21 protein-coding genes are annotated in these 18,816 nt (G+C 56.3%); 5 read left to right on the top strand and 16 right to left on the bottom strand.

Going from position 1 to position 18,816, the window contains the following annotated elements:
* Positions 1-80: 80 nt before the first annotated feature.
* Both FY046_RS22100 and bhsA read right to left on the bottom strand, forming a co-directional pair.
* A complete protein-coding gene (locus tag FY046_RS22100; RefSeq protein WP_133846746.1) occupies positions 81-338 on the bottom strand; it encodes a hypothetical protein in 258 nt (85 codons plus the stop codon).
* A gap of 35 nt (positions 339-373) precedes the next feature.
* A complete protein-coding gene (gene bhsA, locus FY046_RS22095; protein WP_133846745.1) occupies positions 374-631 on the bottom strand; it encodes a multiple stress resistance protein BhsA in 258 nt (85 codons plus the stop codon).
* A 281-nt stretch (positions 632-912) separates the two neighbouring features.
* On the opposite strand from bhsA, the gene FY046_RS22090 reads away from it, so the two are divergent.
* On the top strand, positions 913-1,554 hold the full coding sequence (locus FY046_RS22090; protein WP_133846799.1) for a TetR/AcrR family transcriptional regulator: 642 nt from the start codon (positions 913-915) through the stop codon (positions 1,552-1,554).
* 41 nt (positions 1,555-1,595) lie between these two features.
* Here the strand turns inward: FY046_RS22090 and FY046_RS22085 are convergent, their stop codons facing one another.
* The 8 genes from FY046_RS22085 to FY046_RS22050 all read right to left on the bottom strand — a co-directional run bounded on the left by FY046_RS22085 (position 1,596) and on the right by FY046_RS22050 (position 8,271).
* A complete protein-coding gene (locus FY046_RS22085; RefSeq protein WP_133846744.1) occupies positions 1,596-2,903 on the bottom strand; it encodes an NtaA/DmoA family FMN-dependent monooxygenase in 1,308 nt (435 codons plus the stop codon).
* Positions 2,904-2,908: 5 nt separating this feature from the next.
* On the bottom strand, positions 2,909-3,700 hold the full coding sequence (locus tag FY046_RS22080; protein ID WP_133846743.1) for an amino acid ABC transporter substrate-binding protein: 792 nt from the start codon (positions 3,698-3,700) through the stop codon (positions 2,909-2,911).
* Positions 3,701-3,720: 20 nt separating this feature from the next.
* Positions 3,721-4,389, bottom strand: a complete 669-nt coding sequence (locus FY046_RS22075; protein ID WP_133846742.1) for an amino acid ABC transporter permease — start codon at positions 4,387-4,389, stop codon at positions 3,721-3,723.
* 20 nt (positions 4,390-4,409) lie between these two features.
* On the bottom strand, positions 4,410-5,141 hold the full coding sequence (locus FY046_RS22070) for an amino acid ABC transporter ATP-binding protein (protein WP_159338419.1): 732 nt from the start codon (positions 5,139-5,141) through the stop codon (positions 4,410-4,412).
* A gap of 134 nt (positions 5,142-5,275) precedes the next feature.
* Positions 5,276-6,088 (bottom strand): MetQ/NlpA family ABC transporter substrate-binding protein, encoded by an 813-nt coding sequence (locus FY046_RS22065; RefSeq protein ID WP_133846740.1) that lies wholly within the window; start codon positions 6,086-6,088, stop codon positions 5,276-5,278.
* Positions 6,089-6,106: 18 nt separating this feature from the next.
* Positions 6,107-6,775 (bottom strand): methionine ABC transporter permease, encoded by a 669-nt coding sequence (locus FY046_RS22060; RefSeq protein WP_133846739.1) that lies wholly within the window; start codon positions 6,773-6,775, stop codon positions 6,107-6,109.
* A complete protein-coding gene (locus FY046_RS22055) occupies positions 6,768-7,793 on the bottom strand; it encodes a methionine ABC transporter ATP-binding protein (protein ID WP_421509792.1) in 1,026 nt (341 codons plus the stop codon). Before FY046_RS22055 ends, FY046_RS22060 begins: the two co-directional genes overlap by 8 nt.
* A gap of 328 nt (positions 7,794-8,121) precedes the next feature.
* Positions 8,122-8,271 carry a hypothetical protein gene (locus tag FY046_RS22050; RefSeq protein WP_446186486.1) on the bottom strand — a complete coding sequence of 50 codons (150 nt, stop codon included), beginning with the start codon at positions 8,269-8,271 and terminating at the stop codon, positions 8,122-8,124.
* Between the two features lie 137 nt (positions 8,272-8,408).
* Between FY046_RS22050 and FY046_RS22045 the strand changes: the two genes are divergently transcribed.
* Positions 8,409-9,068 carry a DUF1345 domain-containing protein gene (locus tag FY046_RS22045; RefSeq protein WP_133846736.1) on the top strand — a complete coding sequence of 220 codons (660 nt, stop codon included), beginning with the start codon at positions 8,409-8,411 and terminating at the stop codon, positions 9,066-9,068.
* 45 nt (positions 9,069-9,113) lie between these two features.
* Here FY046_RS22045 and FY046_RS22040 read toward each other — a convergent pair whose 3' ends face one another.
* Genes FY046_RS22040 through FY046_RS22020 form a run of 5 tightly spaced genes read right to left on the bottom strand, consistent with a single transcriptional unit; the run spans position 9,114 to position 14,352 of the window.
* Positions 9,114-9,875, bottom strand: coding sequence for an amino acid ABC transporter ATP-binding protein (locus tag FY046_RS22040; protein WP_339484522.1), 762 nt, complete (start codon positions 9,873-9,875; stop codon positions 9,114-9,116).
* Entirely contained in the window at positions 9,872-10,774 is a 903-nt protein-coding gene (locus FY046_RS22035; RefSeq protein ID WP_159338422.1) for an amino acid ABC transporter permease, read from the bottom strand. Before FY046_RS22035 ends, FY046_RS22040 begins: the two co-directional genes overlap by 4 nt.
* Positions 10,771-11,667, bottom strand: a complete 897-nt coding sequence (locus FY046_RS22030; protein WP_133846733.1) for an ABC transporter substrate-binding protein — start codon at positions 11,665-11,667, stop codon at positions 10,771-10,773. The genes FY046_RS22035 and FY046_RS22030 overlap by 4 nt, the downstream gene beginning before the upstream one ends.
* Positions 11,668-11,670: 3 nt before the next feature.
* Positions 11,671-13,020 carry an LLM class flavin-dependent oxidoreductase gene (locus FY046_RS22025; protein WP_133846732.1) on the bottom strand — a complete coding sequence of 450 codons (1,350 nt, stop codon included), beginning with the start codon at positions 13,018-13,020 and terminating at the stop codon, positions 11,671-11,673.
* Between the two features lie 15 nt (positions 13,021-13,035).
* The gene (locus FY046_RS22020; RefSeq protein ID WP_133846731.1) at positions 13,036-14,352 is read right to left on the bottom strand and encodes an MmgE/PrpD family protein; all 1,317 of its coding nucleotides are present in this window, start codon (positions 14,350-14,352) and stop codon (positions 13,036-13,038) included.
* Positions 14,353-14,670: 318 nt separating this feature from the next.
* Between FY046_RS22020 and msrA the strand changes: the two genes are divergently transcribed.
* Positions 14,671-15,207, top strand: coding sequence for a peptide-methionine (S)-S-oxide reductase MsrA (msrA, locus tag FY046_RS22015; RefSeq protein WP_133846730.1), 537 nt, complete (start codon positions 14,671-14,673; stop codon positions 15,205-15,207).
* Here msrA and FY046_RS22010 read toward each other — a convergent pair whose 3' ends face one another.
* Positions 15,208-16,578, bottom strand: a complete 1,371-nt coding sequence (locus tag FY046_RS22010; protein WP_133846729.1) for a DHA2 family efflux MFS transporter permease subunit — start codon at positions 16,576-16,578, stop codon at positions 15,208-15,210.
* A gap of 111 nt (positions 16,579-16,689) precedes the next feature.
* Here FY046_RS22010 and FY046_RS22005 point away from each other — a divergent pair, with 111 nt between their 5' ends.
* Both FY046_RS22005 and FY046_RS22000 read left to right on the top strand, forming a co-directional pair.
* Complete coding sequence (locus FY046_RS22005) at positions 16,690-17,589, top strand: LysR family transcriptional regulator (RefSeq protein WP_446186485.1); 900 nt, start codon at positions 16,690-16,692, stop codon at positions 17,587-17,589.
* Positions 17,590-17,698: 109 nt separating this feature from the next.
* Positions 17,699-18,412 (top strand): SDR family oxidoreductase, encoded by a 714-nt coding sequence (locus FY046_RS22000; RefSeq protein ID WP_244290510.1) that lies wholly within the window; start codon positions 17,699-17,701, stop codon positions 18,410-18,412.
* Positions 18,413-18,816 lie beyond the last annotated feature (404 nt).

Raw genomic sequence — 18,816 nt, 5'->3', positions numbered from 1 at the left:
CTTCCCTGTCGATAGTAGCGTAGCGGTGTTTTTTACGCATAAAAAAACCGCCTGATAAGCGGCGGTTTTCAAAATACATTTTAGTGATAGCTGATGGTGGTGCCATACAGACTGTTCGCACCCGTTACCCGGGCTATCGCTAACGGTCTTGCCGCAGGTAAGGCAGGCGTTCCCGAGAGCTGAACGTCCAGTGATACCAGCGTGGTGCTGCCGGTAACATAGGTCGTGGCCACCGCAGGTGGAACCGTACTCACTTGCCCTTCAGGAAGTGCTGCCAGGCTGGCACCAGACATCGTGCTCAGGATGACGGCAACAAGGGCGGATTTGCTAAGTTTCATACTATCCCCTTGATGCTCATTCATAGTCATCGCTATTACTGGTAAATCACCGCGGTGCCGTTCAGTTTATTGTCACCGACAGTGGACGTGATTCGGAATGATTTCGCGCCCGCCTGGTCAGCTTTCGCAGACAGCTGGGATTCCAGTGAGGAAAGGTTAGACGCGCCGCTGGCAGAAATGACACCCACCTGTTGTTGCTGAGCGGGATCGGCATTCACGAGGTCAGCGGCAAAACCGGCGAAAGATACGGAAGTCAGTGCGATAGCGGCCAGGGTCATTTTGATGGTTTTCATAATTTTACTCTCAGTTGAATTCGGTTGTTTGATGTTGCCGTCGTTATTAATTAACGATCGATAGGTAAATGTTATTCCTGTTTGTGATCTCCGTCAACATTGTTTTATTAACGATCGCTAATTTAAAAACTAACATCTTGAATTTATTTACAATAAAGTTATATTTTTTTCTTCTTAACGCCAGATCACAGCACATGCAAACGCCGCTCGACAGCGGGGTTTAATGTTTTTATACTGATTGATAATTAAATGACCGAGCGGGATTGCGTAAGTGAGGAATGATGAATACTGAGCAGGACGCAGGCATCCGAAAAGGCCGGGGACGGCCAAAAACGTTTGACCGGGAAGCCGCGCTGGATAAAGCGCTGGAACTGTTCTGGCGCCATGGCTACGAAGGCACGTCACTGGCAGATCTGGTGGAAGCCACGGGTGCGAAAGCGCCAACGCTGTATGCGGAATTTACCAATAAAGAAGGGATGTTCCGTGCCGCTGTCGATCGCTATACAGAGAAGTTTGCCCGCCAGAGTGAAGCGGCGCTGAGCTGCCCGGAAAGCTGTGTTGCGAGCGGTATAGAGAACTATTTCCGTTCAACGGCCGCCTGTTTCACCGACGGTAAAAAACCCGGAGGCTGCTTCTTTATCTGCACCTCCAGCACCCTGTCAGCGGATTCGTCGGAAGTGGCCGAAATGCTGCGCGACCGGCACAGCAATCAGGAACAGCATCTGCTGGCGTTTTTGCAGGCGCGGCAGGCGGCCGGAGAGCTTGACCCGAACACCCGCGTCAGTGCGCTGGCGGCGTATCTCTGCTGTTTGTTGCAGGGGATGTCGGTACGTGCGCGTGAGGGTGCGACGCGCGCGGAACTGGATCAGTTGATTGATACATTGATGTTGCAGTGGCCGCTGTTAAGTAAACTGGGCTGCTGAAAGCGGAAGGGATCACCCCCTTCCGTTTTTGCCTGATATTTTCAGCGCGTGGGACGTTCCAGCCCCAGATGCCCGCGTAACGTATCTGACTGATACTCGTCACGGAACACGCCTCTTTCCTGTAATAACGGCACCACCTCGTTGAAGAAGGCATCTGACGCGCCCGGCACCCAGGGCGGCATCACCACAAATCCATCGACTGCCCGTTGCTGATACCAGAGCGCGATCCGCTCCGCCAGCGCAGAGGCTGTACCGGCAACGGTAAACCCCGATCCGGCAATCCAGCGGGTAAACTGCCGCACTGTCATGCCCTGCGCACGTGCCTGATTCAGCATTGGCGCAAAACGCTCACGTCGTGCCAGTGTATCGGCAATGTCCGGCATCGGGCCGTCGAGATCGTGCTGCGCCCAGTCATAGTTCATGGTGTTCGACAGGTGCGTCAGCGTTGCCAGCGGATGATGCAGACGCGTCAGCTCGGCGAGTAACTCATCGGCTTCTTTCTGCGTACGCCCAATCACCGGTTGCAACCCCGGCAGGATCTTCAGGCTGTCCGCCGCACGTCCCTGCGCCACCACCAGCGCCTTTAACTGCGCGTAATACGCCTGGGCCGAGGCCAGATCCGGTTTCTCAGCGGCAAAGACGGCATCGGCTTCGCGTGCTGCCAGCGCCATAAACGGTCCGGAACCGCCCGCCTGGAAGGTGACCGGATGCCCCTGTGGCGGGCGTGACAGATTCAGCGGCCCACGGCTGGTAAACCAGGGTGTCTCAATGCCTGCATAGCGAATACATTCGCCGCGTGCATATACTCCGCTTTCACGATCCGCCACGATGGCATCGTCGGCCCAGCTGTCCCACAGGGTACGCACCGCCTGAATAAACGCAGCGGCTTTCTGATAACGCTGATCGTGGCTTAACAGTGTCTGACCGTAGTTTGCGGCTTCTGCATCGCTGGTTGAGGTCACTACATTCCAGCCGGCACGTCCCCCCGTGAGGTGATCAAGGGTTGCCAGCGTGCGCGCGGCGGCAAACGGCTGGATCACTGAGCTGGATATCGTCCCGGCCAGCCCGATTTTCTCCGTGACCGCCCCCAGAGCGGAAAGCACCGTAAACGGCTCCGGTCGCTCGGTCACCCGATAGCGCACGGCATCGGTGACACTGTCACCATACACATCATCAATCGACAGCTTGTCGGCCATAAAAATCAGGTCAAACTTTGCCGCTTCCGCCTTTAACGCCAGTGATTTCAGTACATGCCAGTCCGTCGGGCTGGGCCGCTCCGCGCCCGGCATACGCCATCCTGAATAGTGACAACCGGTGGCATCAAGAAACAGGGCAAGATGCAGAGACATGCGGGTTATCCTTTTACAGGCTGATGGCTGACGCTGAGATCGCTGTCGAACCATTTCTCAGAAATTTTCTTCAGCGTACCGTCTGCGCGCAGCTCGCCCAGCGCCTGGTCCACTTTAGCCTTCAGCGCGCTGCCCCGCTCATCTTTGCGGAACGGCAGCGCCACCTGTTTCTCACCAAAGGTTTCTCCCACCACCTTCAGCGGCAAATGTTTGCGCTTAATCTGCCCCAGCAGGATCACCTGGCCGGAGACAAACGCATCCACTTTGCCCTGCGCCACGCTGCTGACAATCACGTCCATCCCCTCAAAAGTCACCAGCTTAATCTGGTTCTGCGGGTCAAACTCCTTCAGCACCTTCGCATAGTTAGAACCGAGTTCCGCCGCCACAGTTTTGCCTTTCATATCACTCAGGCCATGGATCGTGGTGTTATTTTCACTGACCGCCAGTGCCGCAGCGGAGTAGTAATACGGGACGCTATAATCATACTTTTTCCGGCGCTCCGGGGTATCCGCAAAGTTACCGACCGTATCGACCTTACCGGTTTCCAGCGATCCCAGCACACCGACCCAGTCAGAGGTCACCCACTCCACTTTATAGTGAATTTTATCGGCCACCGCCTGCAAAATATCCGCGCTAAAACCCTGAACTTCACCGTCCTGCACAAAGTAGTGCGGGTAACCGTCCGGCGTGGCCCCCACGCGTAAAACAGGCTGTTCGCTTGCTGAGTCAGATGGCTTGTCGCAACCGCTCAGCAGCGACAAAACGCAGGCCATCAGCGCTATTTTTTTCCCTTTCATTGTTCTGTTTTCCCGATTAATCAGACTTTATAAGGTTTGCCGATATAGCGTTCCAGCTGTCGCTGGAGTGCACTCAGCACAATGGTCAGTGCCCAGTACACCAGGCCCACCGCGAAGTAGGCTTCAAAAAACTTCAGTGACTCTGTAGCGATTAACTTCCCCCCCGCCAGCAGCTCACTGACACCCAGTGTGAACGCCAGCGAGGAGTTTTTGATCAGGCCAATCCAGATATTGCCCGCACCGGGGATAGCATTGCGGCATGCCTGGGGCAGCACAATACGCCGCGCCGCCTGGATGTGACCCAGCCCGGAGGCCAGTGAGGCTTCCCACTGTCCTTCGTCCACTGAATCAATTGCCGCTCGGAACACTTCCGCCAGATAGGCCGCACTGTTGAGGCTCAGGCCGAGGATCACCGCGTGAATAGCATCGAGGTTGTTCATTAACGGAAACACCTGCGGCAAGCCAAAGTAGATCATCAGCAGTTGCACCAGCACCGGCGTACCGCGAAAGAAAGAGATATACACATGAGCAAAGGCCGCCAGCGGGCGTGCTGCCCGCAACAGCAAGGCCACGCCCAGTCCCAGCACGGTGGCCAGCACAATGGAAAGCAGCGAAATGGTCAGTGTGACCGGCAGGTACTGAAGGATCTGGGGGATAATGCCCAGCATGTAAGCCACATCAAAATGCATCGATAACCTCCCTGTCGCGTTCAGGCAACATCATGAAGAAAATGCCGGGCGCGACCGCCGGTAGTGATGTCGAACAGCTCGGCGGGTGGGCCCTGTTCAATAATCCGGCCCTGATCCATAAAGAACAGGCGGCTGGAAATATCGCGGGCGAAATGCATCTCGTGGGTGACAATCAGCATAGTAAAATCCCGTTCAGCCAGCGCAGCAATCAGGTTAAGAATATCGCGGCGTAACTCCGGGTCGAGCGAAGAGGTGGGTTCATCCAGCAGTAAGACTTCGGGTTCCAGACTCAGCGCACGGGCAATGCCCACCCGCTGCTGCTGACCGCCGGACAGCGTTGCGGGATAAGCAGCGGCCTTGTGCGCCAGCCCCACGCTGGTCAGCAGTGCCATTCCACGCTCTGCGGCATCCGCACGCGAATAGCCGAGCCCGTAGATCAGCACTTCAGTGATGTTCTCTAACGCCGTTTTATTACGGAACAGGTTGTAATGCTGGAACACCATCGCGCTCTGCCGGCGAAAAAGGCGGGTATCACTGCGGCTGAGCCGACGGGAATCAACGGACATATCGCCAATCGTCAGTTGCCCGCTGTCGGGTTTCACCAGCAGATTAAGGCTGCGTAACAGGGTGGATTTGCCGGAACCGGAAGGACCGATAATCGAAATCACCTCACCCCGTTCAACGGTAAAATGAATATCATTAAGTGCATGATAGTGCTGAAAGGTTTTGTTTAATCCGCTAACCGATATCATCGTCGCCCCGGGTAAATATTGACATCCGGGCAGTGTAACGTTGCAGAAATGAGGAAACGAATGCTTAAAAAATATAAGCTTAGCAGGGAATAGTCAGAGGGAAAAAAGGCCGGTTGCCCGGCCTTCTGTCAATATCAGTTGTTAACCGGGATCACCGCGCCTTTGTATTTGGTACGGATCCAGTCCTGAATCGCTTTCGAATGCAGCACGGTCACCAGCGCTTTCACATCCGGCTTGTTCTCATCACCACGGTGCACAGTAATGATGTTCGCATATGGGTTATTCTCACCGCTTTCAACGGCAATCGGGCCTTTCACCGGGTCAAGACCCGCATCAATCGCATAGTTGGCGTTGATCACCACCGCATCACCTTCATCATTGTTGTACATCTGCGGCAGCAGTGCGCCTTCAACATTGGCGAGGAACTTCAGGTGTTTCGGGTTTTCCACGATATCACTGATACGCGCATCAATTTTACTGACGCCCGGTTTCAGTTTGATCACACCGGCTTTCTCGAAGATAGACAGGATACGGCCTTCTTCAGCCACCGCATCACGCATGATAACTTTGCCGTTCTGCGGCAGATCTTTCAGCGATTTGTACTTCTTCGAGTAAATGCCAATTGGCTCAATGTGGATAGCGCCAGCGCTGACGAAATCGTAAGTTTTATCCCCGGCGTGATCTTTCAGCACGCTGTTCAGGTAAGGGATATGCTGGAAATAGTTAGCATCGATATCCCGGCTGGCCAGCGCAGTGTTCGGCAGAATGTAGTCCTGGAATGGTTTGATTTCCAGATCAATGCCCTGCTTCGCCAGAATCGGTTTCGCCTGCTCAAGGATCTCAGCGTGCGGGACGTTTGATGCGCCAACGGTCAGCGTATCGGCCCAGGCACTCAGACTCAGTGCGCCCAGAGTGGCCGCAGCCAGCAGCGTCAGTGTTTTTTTCATTTTGTTTTTCCTAAAAAGTTAACGTTTGTCGAGCCGTGCCGTGAGCACATCACCTAAGAACTGGATGATAAAGACAATCACCAGAATCATTGCCGTCGCCACCAGCGTCACATCGCCGTGGTTACGTTGAAAACCTTCCAGATACGCCAGATTACCGAGTCCACCCGCACCAATCACGCCAGCCATCGCGCTGTAGCTCACCAGCGCAATGAGAGTGACCGTGATACCGGATACCAGTGCAGGAGAGGATTCCGGCAGCAGCACGCGGAAAATCAGGGTACTGAGACGTGCGCCCATCGAACGCGAGGCTTCAATCACGCCTTTGTCCACCTCGCGCAGGCCAATTTCTACCAGGCGTGCATAGAACGGCGCCGCGCCAACGATCAGGGCAGGCAGCGCGGCATCCGCGCCGAGAATGGTGCCGATAAGCGTTTTGGTAAACGGAATCAACAACACGATTAAAATGATGAACGGAATGGAGCGGAATACGTTGACCAGAACCGAGATCACCGAATAAATCGCGCGGTTCTGGAACAGTCCGCCACGGGCGGTCAGGAACAGCGCCAGGCCGAGCACAATACCGAACACAAAGGTCGCCACGCCGGACAGCGCGGTCATATACAGCGTCTCACCGGTGGCGGCCCAGAGCTGATCCAGTTTCAAATGCGGGAACAGATTCTCAAACATGGCTGACGACCTCGGTAGTAATGGCATAAGTATGTAAATCGTCGAGAATGTTCGACAGCTGGGCAGGCGTAGCAGGGACCTGCAACCAGAGTTCGCCAAAGGTACCGTGAGTGGTCTGGGTCATTTTTCCATGCAGGATATTGAAGGGTAAGGCGTATTTCAGCGTCAGCTCACCGACAATCGGCTGGCGGGTGCTTGCGCCGACAAACGTCAGTCTGAGCACCGCCCCCTCAGCCGCATTGATCAGTTCCGGGTTAAACGGGGTATCTGCACTGCTGTATTCCGCCGTCTGCTTAACAAACATGCGGGTAATCGGCTGCCGGGGATGGGTAAACACCGACAGCACTTCACCTTCTTCAACGATTTTACCGTCTTCCATCACTGCGACGTGGTGACAGATTTTGCGCACCACGTGCATTTCATGGGTGATCAGTACGATGGTCAGTTTCAACTGACGGTTAATATCCAGCAGCAGATCGAGAATGGCATCGGTAGTTTGCGGATCGAGCGCAGAGGTTGCTTCATCACACAGCAGCACATCCGGGCTGTTGGCCAGCGCACGAGCAATACCCACACGCTGTTTCTGCCCGCCACTGAGCTGCGCAGGATAAACCTGCTCTTTACCGATCAGCCCCACCAGCGCGATCAGTTCCTGCACCCGGCGCTGGATCACCGCTTTTGGTGCCCCGGCAATTTGCAGGGAGAAGGCGATATTTTCGCTAACGGTGCGTGACCACAGCAGGTTGAAGTGCTGGAAAACCATGCTGATTTTCAGACGGGCCTGACGCAGGGCTTCACCGCTGGCCAGCGCGATGTCCTGCCCGGCGATAATCACGCTGCCGGAAGTCGGTTTTTCCAGCCCGTTAAGCAAACGGATCAGGGTACTTTTTCCTGCCCCGCTGTAGCCGATAATGCCGTAAATCTGCCCCTGTTCAACCTGCAGGCTGACATCATTAACGGCGGTCACCGGGCCTGATTTGGCGTTAAATATTTTTGAAACGTTGCGCAAAACTATCATCTGATGCCTGTTTTCTGCCGTCATACCAGCGAAAAACGCTGATTAATTAAACTGATTATTATGCGTACATTATTGGTAGCACTAATTGCCAAACGATAGTAATCAGGCCGGGATTTATTGGAAACGATTGAAATGACATGGCTTATAGCTAAATGAAATAAGAAGGGTGAGGTAGTGGCGGATAAAACCACGAAAGCAGAGATATTTTTCCGGCTGGAGTCGCCTGATGGACCCATGGACTTCACGTCCTCACTGACATGGCGTTACCACTGGAGTGAACCGTCAGGGCGAGCGAAATACAGAAAGGCGATAATCCGAAGGGTATCTTTTAGTCGTCATCCGTGGCATTGAGCACCAGGCCAACGGCTTTCGCCTGGGCCAGGCTGAGTTTGAGCTGCTGTTCGATTTTTTGCAAGGACACACCTGTTTCAATCGCGGTTGAACGGGCAACAGCGCGACAGATTTGAGTTTTGGTCATTGGATAATGTGCTGTTTTTTTGTCATGTCGAAAGCCCCGTTGTTCAGGACCTGATTCCAGTTCTGATAAGAACGGCTCTCAAGGCCGTTATCAGTTACAGTTAAGGTTACCCTCTCGTCTGGAAAACAGCTGACACCATGCGCCTTTCCCTGCGTCATTACCTCCACGCCCGTCTCCGGTTACTGATAGCCATTGTGGCCGGGCTGGTCTGTTTCGTCGCCTTACCGGCTTCACTGGGCATCCTGCAACGACTGCTGATCGGCTGGAATGTTCTGGCCTTGCTGTATCTGTTTTTCCTGTGGAGTCTGATGCTGCGCACTGCGCCGAAAAATATTCCACATATCGCCAGAACCCAGGATGAAAGTGCCACGCTGGTACTGAGTCTGGTCACGCTCGCCTGTCTGATCAGCATCATGGCGATTCTGATGGAGCTGACGTCGCTGAAAGATCTCAGCGGAACACCGCGTGCACTCCATATGCTGCTGACGGCCAGCACGCTGATCCTCTCCTGGGCGCTGCTTCCCAGCGCCTTTGCAATGCATTACGCCCATCACCACTATCTGCACCGCACGCCGGACGTCACGCCGATGATCTTCCCGGAAAAGCCCGACGAACCGGGATACTGGGATTTTCTCTATTTCTCTTTCACCCTGGCCGTCGCCTCGCAAACCGCCGATGTGGCAACGGGCACCACCGACATGCGCCAGATTGCCCTGCTCCAGTCGGTGATCTCGTTTGTCTTTAATCTGGCTATTCTGGGGCTGTCAGTGAATGTCGCGGCGGGGTTGTTAAGTTAGGTAACACAGGCAAAACTTCTGCCTCCGGGAGGAGGCAGAATGACATTACAACACGCTGGCCAGGAACTCGCGCAGGCGCGGATGCTGGGGGTTATCCAGCAACGTGCGGGCATCACCGCTTTCCACCACCTGGCCGTTATCCATAAACACGATATTGTCGGCCACCTCGCGGGCAAAGCCGATTTCATGGGTCACCACCACCATCGTGATACCGGAATGCGCCAGCTGTTTCATCACCTGCAATACCTCGCCGACCAGCTCCGGGTCCAGCGCCGAGGTCGGTTCATCAAACAGCATCACTTCCGGTTCCATCGCCAGCGCGCGGGCTATCGCCACACGCTGCTGTTGACCACCGGATAACTCGCGTGGCCAGGCCTGTGCACGGTGCGCCAGCCCGACCTGTTCCAGCAGCTTCAGCGCACGCGCTTCCACCACTGGCCGTTTTTCGCGACGGATACGCAACGGGGCATCGCTGATATTTTGCAGCACGGTGCGGTGCGGAAACAGATTGAACTGCTGGAACACCATACCAATGCGCTGGCGCTGCACGGCAACGAGCTTTTCAGGCAACTCCACCAGATGCTGCCCCCGGCGACGGTAGCCCACCAGCGACTCACCGACGTGAATGGTCCCGGCATCCAGCTTCTCCAGATGGTTAATACAGCGCAGCAGTGTTGATTTACCCGAGCCGGACGGCCCGAGGATCACCGTCACCGATCCGGCTGCAATATCCATATTGATATCCCGCAGCACCGTTTTCCCGGAGAACTGCTTGTGAATGCCGCGCAGGCGGATCGGTTCACTCATGACTGCGCCTCCTGTTGTTCAACGGCTTTGCGGAACCAGCGTTTTTTCACCGGCGCATTCCCCCGGCTGAACCACACTTCCACATAATGCTGCCCCACCGACAGCACCGAAGTCATTAGCAGATACCAGCCGGTCGCCACCAGCAGCAGCGGGATCACTTCATAGGTGCGCTGATAGATAATCTGTGCCGAATAGAGCACATCCTGCAGCGCAATCACCGATACCACAGCGGTGGTTTTCAACTGACCGATCACCTCATTACCCGCCGGGGGCAGAATAGTGCGCATCGCCTGCGGCAACACGGTCTGACGAAAAATCTGACCAGGGCGGTAGCCCAGCGCTTTGGCGGCTTCCAGCTGGCCGGGATTCACACTCTGGATACCGGCGCGGATGATTTCAGCCGCATAAGCAGACTGGTGCATCACCAGCGCAATCACCGCCGCACTGAACGGGCTGATGACTTCGTTGGTGCTGGCGCTCCACAGCGTGCCCAGATATGGCAGAGAGAGCGTCAGCTTCGGATAGAGCGCGGCAATGTTGTACCAGAGGAACAGCTGCACCAGCATCGGTACTGCGCGGAAAAACCAGGTATACGCCCAGCTGACACCCACCAGCACCGGGTTGGCTGACAGACGCATCAGCGCCAGCAGCGTGCCCCCGGCAAACCCGAACAGCACGGAGATCACCGTCAGTTTGAGGGTCATCAGCACGCCATTGAGGATCGACGCTTCCGTCAGGTTCTGCGCCACCACGTCCCATTCAAAACGCGGGTTGCTGACCACAGACGAGCCCATCAGCGCCACCAGCAGCAGCACGATCAGCGCGCTGAACCAGCGCCCGTAATGACGATGCCCGACAATACGCAGCCCGGCGCCGGGGTCGTCAGGCCGCTGACTCATTTCGCGATCTCTTCATTCAGACCGGCGGTTTTTACCGCACCGAAGCCGATTTCCCATTTATCGAGGATCTGCTGGTAAGTACCATCTTTGATCAGCGAGTTCAGCGCCGCCTGAATTGGCTTCTCCAGCGGTGAGCCTTTCGGCAACGCCATCGACACAATGGTGTCTTCGATAGTGATCTCACCCGCCAGCGCCAGTGCTTTCACCTGGCTGGCCTGATAGCGCAGGCCTTCATACGGCCCGAAGAACATCGGTACACGGCCACTCATCACTGCCTGTACGCCAGCCGGACGGTCAGGGAAGACAGGAATGGTGATGGCTGGTTTTTTATCGGCGATGCAGGCATCGCTGGCGGTTTGCAGGCGGGTGATCTGAGAAGTGCCCGCCCCTGCGCCAACGGTTTTACCGCACAGTTCAGCGAAGGTGTTGAACGGCCCCAGTTCAGCGTCTTTACGCGAGATCAGCGCCAGCTTCGATGCATTGTAATAACCGACAAAATCCACCTGCTGCAGACGCTTTTTGTTGGCATCAATATTCGAGGCGGCCAGATCGTAACGACCGGATTTCAGACCCGGAATGATATTGTCGAACCCGCCGGTATCACGCCAGTGCACGGCAATCCCCAAGCGATCGGCCACCGCACTGACGATATCAATTTCGCGCCCCGCGAGGGTCTTGTTATCCGCCTGGTAGAAGGTGGTGGGCGGCGTATTCGGGTTGGTACCCGCCACGATATACCCTTTTTTCAGGATATCTTCCGGCAGCTGGGCATGTAACGTTGCATCAGCCTTCGGTTTGACGCTGGCGGTAAACGCCACGTCCTGGTCAGCCGCCAGTGCAGAAGTGAGCGGCGCCAGGGCCAGCAGAGCAGCGGTCAGGGCAGAAAGTTTCATCAGTTATTCCTTCTCAGTCGCCAGCGCGGGGACGGCGGCAAAATTTTCATCAAACGGCGGCAACCCGAGGTTTTCACGCAGGGTGCGGTACTGGTATTCGGTACGGAACAGGCCACGGCGCTGTAACTCAGGCACCACCAGCTCAACAAACAGTTCCAGCTGGTTTGGCAGCACGGCAGGCATAATGTTGAAGCCATCGGCCCCTTCCTGCTCCAGCCACAGCTGGAAATCATCGGCGATATCCTGCGCCGTTCCGACGATCACGCGGTGTCCACGGGAGCCCGCGGCCACGGCAGCCAGCTGGCGCAGAGTCAGGTTCTCGCGTGCGGCCAGCTCAGTCAGCAGCTTCACACGGCTCTGCCCCCCTTCCGTACCGCCAATTTCCGGTACCGGACCGTCCAGCGGGTAAGCGGTCATATCCACACCAAAGCGCGCTGACAGTTGCTCAATACCGTTATCGATGTCGACCAGCTCATTCAGCTGGTTCCAGGTTTCCTGCGCTTCTGCGCGGGTACGACCCACAATCGGCATCACGCCCGGCAGGATCAGCAGATGGTCAGGATGACGCCCGGCCTCACGTACAAACTGTTTCTGGCTGCGGTAAAAAGCCTGGCCCTCTTCCAGCGAGGCGGCGGCAGTAAACACCACTTCGGCGGTTTCCGCGGCCAGCTTCTGGCCTGCCGGGGAAGAACCGGCCTCAATGATCACCGGGCGCCCCTGCGGCGAACGGGCAATATTCAGCGGTCCCTGCACCTGGAAGTACTTGCCGTTGTGATTAGCGGCATGGATTTTCGCTTCGTCGGAGTAACGGCCGCTCTCTTTTTCACGCACGATAGCGCCCTCTTCCCAGCCGTTCCACAGCTTGAAAGTGACATCGAGAAATTCGCGTGCCATATCATAGCGTTCCGCATGGGATGGCAGATCTTCACGGCTGAAGTTACGCGCAGCATCAATAGAAAACGAGGTCACCACGTTCCACGCGCCGCGACCCCGGCTGATGTGATCCACCGAGGAGAGCGCACGCGCGAGGTGAAACGGCTGGTCAAAAGTGGTTGAAGCCGTGGCTGCAAGGCCAATGTGTTGCGTCTGCACGGCCAGCGCAGAAAGCAGCGTCAGAGGTTCCAGACGGGACATGGTAGACGGCAGACGATGTACGCTGGTGGCCAGCGCATCGCCGACGAAGAACATATCAAACTTACCCTCTTCACCCTTTTTGGCGATCCAGGTAAACCAGTCAACATCAGTGGGTGAACCGCTGGCACCTTCCGCACGCCAGCCGCCCACATGGTGGCCCAGCGCCTGAACAAACAGACCAAGGCGCAGCTGACGTGACGACGTTTTTTGCACAGACATGGGAGATCCTTTTCGTTATTGGCTAATCAGAAAAATAAGACGGTGTAATGCAGCAGCATCCGGCAGACGGGCATCGTTAATGATGCTCTGCGCCTGGGGTGCAGGCAGTGCGGCAAGACTGCGCTGTAATTTGGCCTGCACATCGGTATAAGCGGCGGCCGTGGTGCGACGGGTGACGCAGTGGCTCAGGGTACTGCCATCGCGCAACCACAGCGTGACGCGGTGAAAACGCCGATCCGGGTCCAGTTCATCGGCCGGTGCCGTCAGGTCTGGCTGACGTGTCACCCGCGCGGCCAGTGCCGCGATAGCCGATTTCACCGGGGCTTCGCTGTAGTGTTCCAGCGCTACGCTGCCGTTAATCAATGCATCGGCGATGACGTATTCAAGACTGAAGCGCGCTTCCACGCCGTTTTTTGGCGCAATAATATTGGGGGCTGTATCTGCGCCTGGCGGGAAACTGACCTCAATACGTTCGATGTCGTCCGGGCTGGCGTCCTGCCCGGCAGCAAGCCGCTGTTCGCGCAGGACAAACGCTGCTTCGGCGGCGCTGTGAGTGCCGCCGCAGGTCGGATAACGTTTAAACTCCAGACCCGGTTCCACGATGCGCCACGGCTGACCCCAGCCGCTGAGCAAGGCCTGCGGTTGTTCCACACCAAAACCCAGCGCCTGCAGGAAGCTTTCCAGTACACCGTTGCTCTGCGCACGGAACCCGGCCTGCGCCAGCAGTGCGCTGTTAACGGCACTGCGTGCGGCCAGCCCGGCGTGCAGGGGTTTGGCGGCTGAACCGAACTGGCTGCGCAGCCCCGATGCCTGCGTTGCCGCCAGACCGAGGGCAACCTGGGTTTCTTCCTGGCTGAGCGCCAGCAGACGGCAGGCAGCTCCCGCAGCGGCAATCGTGCCCAGGGTGGCGGTGCTGTGGAATCCTGCGGAATAGTGACGCGTACCGATGGCTTTTCCCAGGCGGCCAGCCAGCTCAACGCCGACAATATAGGCATCGAGGAACCCGTCTGCGCTGACCGTTCCTCTCTCTTTGCTCAGTGCCAGCAGCGTGGAGAGCACGACCGTGGTGGGATGACCGCGAAAGTTCGCATGATAATCATCGAAATCCAGCGAGTGGCTCATATAGCCGAGTTGTAAGGCAAGATTCTCGACGGAATGCTCAGCCGGGTAAACGCGGAAGATCGCATCCAGTCCGCTGTCGATAACGCTGCCATGCAGTACAGGAAACAGACAGGCGAAATAATCCGTTACCCCGTCACGGGCATTGCTACGTTCAGGTTCGCCAGGATGGAGGCTGAAAATGGTCTGCGCCAGCAGCGGGGTAAGCGACATGTTCAAAAGACACCTTTTTTAATAAGGTATTGACATAAATCAATACGTTATAAGTTAGTGTTATTTTCTTCGCTTAGAACGCCGCCAGCCAATAACCAACGGTTATACGACATTCCAAAATAAACTAAGGAAAAACGTTATGAACAGTATCTTTTTCATAACATCCTGTTTCTACCCCTTGGGGGATGACCTGGGTTGATCGCGATATCAGCGACTGTGCGGCCTGAGCGAAAAACGCATTGACCTTGCGAGGTAACACGCTAAGGTGATTCTTATATCAACAGCCCAACAGCAGGAATGTTCCTGAAGGAGTGACAGATGGCGACAGAATACGCAACCCTCGCCGGAGGCTGCTTCTGGTGTACCGAAGCGGTGTTTAAACAGATTAACGGCGTGGAGTCACTGGAGAGCGGTTACATTGGCGGTCATACCGAGAATCCGACATATAAACTGGTCTGCAATGGCGATACCGGACATGCGGAAGCGATCCGCATTGCCTTTGACCCGGAAAAAGTCAGCTATGGCGACCTGCTGGATATCAGCTTCGCCACGCACGATCCCACTCAGTTGAACCGCCAGGGCAACGATATAGGTACCCAGTACCGTTCGGCTATTTTCCCGAACAGCGCCAGCCAGGCAGAAGAAGCCAAAGCGGCCATCGCTCGTGCGCAGGCTGAGCACACTGATCCGGTGGTAACCACCATCGAAGCCGATGCCACCTGGTATCCGGCCGAAGACTATCACCAGGATTACTGGGCAGGTGAAGGCCAGGAAAATCGTTACTGCCTGGCGGTGATCCCACCTAAGCTACAAAAACTGCGTAAGCGTTTTGCGGCAAAAACCGTCACGGGTTAACTATCCCCCCGCGCCAGCGGATGCAGGGCTGGCGCGGCGTATTGAGATTGCCGCCGTTATCATCCCCATCACAGACAGTACCGCCAGCAGCCACATGACCCATTGATAGCCCTGAACCGCCCCGCCCGCCTGGTACAGACGCGTCGCCACTGCGAGGCCCAGCGCCCCCCCCAGGTTATGCAGCGTCCATGAGATCCCGATCCCCTGCCCGTGCTGTGACGGTGGCAATGCGCCCAGTGCAGCGGCAACAGAAGGCCCAAGGATCGCGCCCCATCCCATGCCCATCAGAACAAAAGCCGTTATCACCCAATACACCGACTGCGTGCTGCTGAAAGTGCTCTGCAACAGTGCGGATGCCGCCAGCAACGTGAATCCGCTTGCCATAATCGGCCAGGGCCCGAGGCGATCGCCCAGCCTGCCTGCCAGCGGAGAAACCAGCGCCATCACCAGCGTAACTGGCAACAGCATCAGACCAAGCTGCGCGTCATTTAATGCATAAAGCTCAATCAGCCTGAATGGCATCAACATAAATGCCACACAGTAAAAAATCGCCAGCAATACGGATAATCCACAAGCCCGGCGAAATGTCTTCTCCCGCAGCACGCTGAAATCGATCAGCGGCTGTTGCGTGCGCCGTTCCACCCGCACAAAAGCGGCCAGCAACAGGATGGCGATGCCCAGCGTCACCAGTGAAGGCAGACTCAGCCAGCCCCAGCGCGCGACAAAACTTGCCCAGAGCAGCAACGGCACCAGTCCACTTACCATCAGCAACCAGCCGGGGTAATCCAGCCGCAGGTGACGACGCACGGAATGCCCCGGGATATTGCCGACGCAAAGCGCAAAGCTGAGCAGAATAAAGGGCACATTCAACAGAAAGATGGAACGCCAGCCAAACTGACTGACCAGCAGCCCTCCTGCCACCGGCCCCAGCGCGAGGCCCACGCCGTTGGCCGCAAACAGCAGTCCCAGCGCCCTGCCCCGCTGTGATGCCGGCATCACCTCCACCAGGATCGCGGCTGTCGCGGTATACAGCACGGCACAGCCTGCCCCCTGCAACAGACGAAAGAGATTAAGTATCGCCAGATCGGATGACAGTCCGGCACCCAGCGACGCCAGACCAAATCCGATTATGCCGGTATACAGCACCTGCCGCTGTCCGAAATGCTCGGCGAGGCGGGCGGTGAGAACCATGCAGCAACAGAGCGCCATGACAAACAGGGTCATCGCCCACTGGACTGCATCCACACCCACGGAAAACTGCCGCTGCAGCGCAGGCAGCGCGGTGTTGACGATGGTGAAATCAATGCAACCGAGAAAACTGGCCAGGCAGATACCGGCCTGTAAACGGAACAACTGTGACGGGTTTGTCATAGCAAAAGATGCCTCAAATCAGAATGCCACCAGCGTGACACGATTTAATGTCTTCATTTACGCGATTATTTCGCCATACTGACGAATTAATATCGCCAGTCAGGTGTGCGTATGATTAACAGCGACAGACTTAACAGTATCCGTGCCTTCGTTCAGGCCGCCCAGGCGGGTGGCTTCAGCCTGGCGGCTGAGCAGCTTGGCCAGTCCCGTTCTACCGTCGGTAAGGCTGTCGCCCGGCTGGAATCCCGTTTACAGGTCAAACTGTTTCAGCGCACTACGCGTTCACTTTCCCTCACCAGCGAAGGTCAGCGTTTCTATGAAGACTGTCTGCAGATTTTGTCCAGCCTCGATGCGGCAGAGAATCGCCTGGCACTGCATGCCCGTGAACCGACCGGGCGGTTGCGGGTGAGTGCCCCTCCCCTGTTTGGTGAGAAATGGGTGCTACCTGTGTTGTTGCCGCTGACACAGCGCTGGAATTCACTGGCACTGGATATGCAGTTCTCCACCCAACGTATTGACCTCGCGGCTGAAGGCGTCGACCTGGCGATCCGTATTGGCGATCCGGGCCGGCATGCCGATTTGACGGCGCGTCATCTGGGGTCACAGCCGTTGCTACTGTGCGCCTCTCCGGCTCTGGTAGGTAAGGTTCCGCAGATAAACAATCTGGATGACCTCAGCGCTTACCCGCACCTGACGCTACTCGAAAAGGAGCGTTCTCAGCCGTGGTTACTGAAGAATCAGCAAGATGAACTACTGCACTGGCCGCCCGCTGAACGGCTGCGTCTCAGTACCATGAGTGCCGTGTATGCTGCCTGTAAAGCAGGACAGGGTATTGCCCAATTGCCGCACTGGCTGGTGAATGACGATATACGCGACGGGCGGCTGGTTGAGATCCTGCCGCAGAGCCGGGGCAGCAGCCTGCCGATCTATGCGGTATGGCTGAAAACGCCGGCGATGCCACAGCGACTGCGCTACGCCATTGATGCCCTGCTGGCCGCCTTTCCTCATTAATGGCTACCAGGAGTAATGCCGCCCGCTGGTAATGCTAAGCAGAATATGTCGTTCGTCTGTATTTTGCATGGGTGGTAACGTCGGAGGATTCCATCAAGAGGAGAAACCTGTGAATCAACCCCTTCAGCGTCCTGTTGCTGTCGTGACTGGCGGCACCAGTGGTATAGGGCTGGCGATAGTCAGAGAACTGGCGGTGAGTCATCTGGTGTATGCGGTTGGCCGTTCAGCCTCTGCACTGGCCGCACTGGAACAGTATGAACACGTGGAAGCGGTCAGTCTGGATTTGCTGGATAACGAGGCAGTCCAAAAATTTGTTTCTCGCCTGCCCGCGTTGGATGTCCTGATACACTCAGCCGCGATTTCCGAACGGCTCACCGTTGAACAGGCAACCCCTGCATTGTGGCAGAAACAGTTCGCCATCAACCTTTTTGCGCCAGCCGAGCTGACACGCCTGGCATTACCTGCCCTGCGTCAGCAGCAGGGCCAGGTTATCTTCATTAATTCCGGTTCAGGCACGCTGGCACTTGCCGGACATGCCGTCTATTCCGCCAGTAAATTTGCTCTCAATGCGCTGGCTCATGCGCTGCGCACGGAAGAGAGTCAATACGGCGTTCGGGTCTCAACGGTTTCTCCGGGCCCAACGGATACCCCGATGAATCGCACCAGCCGCGAACGTGCCGGCGACTTCGCTGCCATCGACCCACTCGCCTACAGCACGCCAGAATCAGTGGCTGCCGCAGTGCGACTGGTGGTGAATGCTACTGAGGATACGCAGATTACCGATGTGGCGGTTCGTCCACGTCGTGACAGTGCCCGCCGTTAACCGAGGAGGACAGTATGCAACCGGCTTTTTTTTTCACACTGAAACGGCATATCCGCTTCAGTTACTGGAACGAGCTGTGCGAATAATCCGCTGACTGAACCCGGCCAGACATTGCTTCCTGTTATCTGACAGGGAGCAGTGCTGGCTGGTTTCTTCATCTTCCCCTCCCCCTGCCCTGACTCTTTTTTGCCTCCCCCTTTATCATTGAAATCAACATAACCTGCAATGCACGTATTGTGACGTCTGATAACGACAGGATTCAGGGATTCAGGGATTCAGGGATTCAGGGATTCAGGGATTCAGGGATTCAGGCAGATTTTTTCCAGGCACGCTGGGTATTACCAGCATCTCAGCATCTCAGCATCTCAGCATCTCAGCATCTCAGCATCTCAGCATCTCAGCAT

The organism is Erwinia sp. 1181_3 (genome assembly GCF_052824965.1).
The sequence above is the reverse complement of the archived record's forward strand: the minus strand, read 5'-3'. Positions and strand labels throughout refer to the sequence as shown.

Coding starts and splice junctions, on each gene's coding strand:
- FY046_RS22090 (WP_133846799.1), top strand. CDS start 913: ATGAATACTGAGCAGGACGCAGGCATCCGAAAAGGCCGGGGACGGCCA.
- FY046_RS22065 (WP_133846740.1), bottom strand. CDS start 6,088: ATGAAAAAAACACTGACGCTGCTGGCTGCGGCCACTCTGGGCGCACTG.
- FY046_RS22010 (WP_133846729.1), bottom strand. CDS start 16,578: ATGACAAACCCGTCACAGTTGTTCCGTTTACAGGCCGGTATCTGCCTG.
- bhsA (WP_133846745.1), bottom strand. CDS start 631: ATGAAAACCATCAAAATGACCCTGGCCGCTATCGCACTGACTTCCGTA.
- FY046_RS22085 (WP_133846744.1), bottom strand. CDS start 2,903: ATGTCTCTGCATCTTGCCCTGTTTCTTGATGCCACCGGTTGTCACTAT.
- FY046_RS22060 (WP_133846739.1), bottom strand. CDS start 6,775: ATGTTTGAGAATCTGTTCCCGCATTTGAAACTGGATCAGCTCTGGGCC.
- FY046_RS22070 (WP_159338419.1), bottom strand. CDS start 5,141: ATGATATCGGTTAGCGGATTAAACAAAACCTTTCAGCACTATCATGCA.
- FY046_RS22025 (WP_133846732.1), bottom strand. CDS start 13,020: ATGTCTGTGCAAAAAACGTCGTCACGTCAGCTGCGCCTTGGTCTGTTT.
- FY046_RS22040 (WP_339484522.1), bottom strand. CDS start 9,875: ATGAGTGAACCGATCCGCCTGCGCGGCATTCACAAGCAGTTCTCCGGG.
- FY046_RS22075 (WP_133846742.1), bottom strand. CDS start 4,389: ATGCATTTTGATGTGGCTTACATGCTGGGCATTATCCCCCAGATCCTT.
- FY046_RS22045 (WP_133846736.1), top strand. CDS start 8,409: ATGCGCCTTTCCCTGCGTCATTACCTCCACGCCCGTCTCCGGTTACTG.
- FY046_RS22055 (WP_421509792.1), bottom strand. CDS start 7,793: ATGATAGTTTTGCGCAACGTTTCAAAAATATTTAACGCCAAATCAGGC.
- FY046_RS22035 (WP_159338422.1), bottom strand. CDS start 10,774: ATGAGTCAGCGGCCTGACGACCCCGGCGCCGGGCTGCGTATTGTCGGG.
- FY046_RS22005 (WP_446186485.1), top strand. CDS start 16,690: ATGATTAACAGCGACAGACTTAACAGTATCCGTGCCTTCGTTCAGGCC.
- FY046_RS22030 (WP_133846733.1), bottom strand. CDS start 11,667: ATGAAACTTTCTGCCCTGACCGCTGCTCTGCTGGCCCTGGCGCCGCTC.
- FY046_RS22100 (WP_133846746.1), bottom strand. CDS start 338: ATGAAACTTAGCAAATCCGCCCTTGTTGCCGTCATCCTGAGCACGATG.
- FY046_RS22020 (WP_133846731.1), bottom strand. CDS start 14,352: ATGTCGCTTACCCCGCTGCTGGCGCAGACCATTTTCAGCCTCCATCCT.
- FY046_RS22050 (WP_446186486.1), bottom strand. CDS start 8,271: ATGACCAAAACTCAAATCTGTCGCGCTGTTGCCCGTTCAACCGCGATT.
- msrA (WP_133846730.1), top strand. CDS start 14,671: ATGGCGACAGAATACGCAACCCTCGCCGGAGGCTGCTTCTGGTGTACC.
- FY046_RS22080 (WP_133846743.1), bottom strand. CDS start 3,700: ATGAAAGGGAAAAAAATAGCGCTGATGGCCTGCGTTTTGTCGCTGCTG.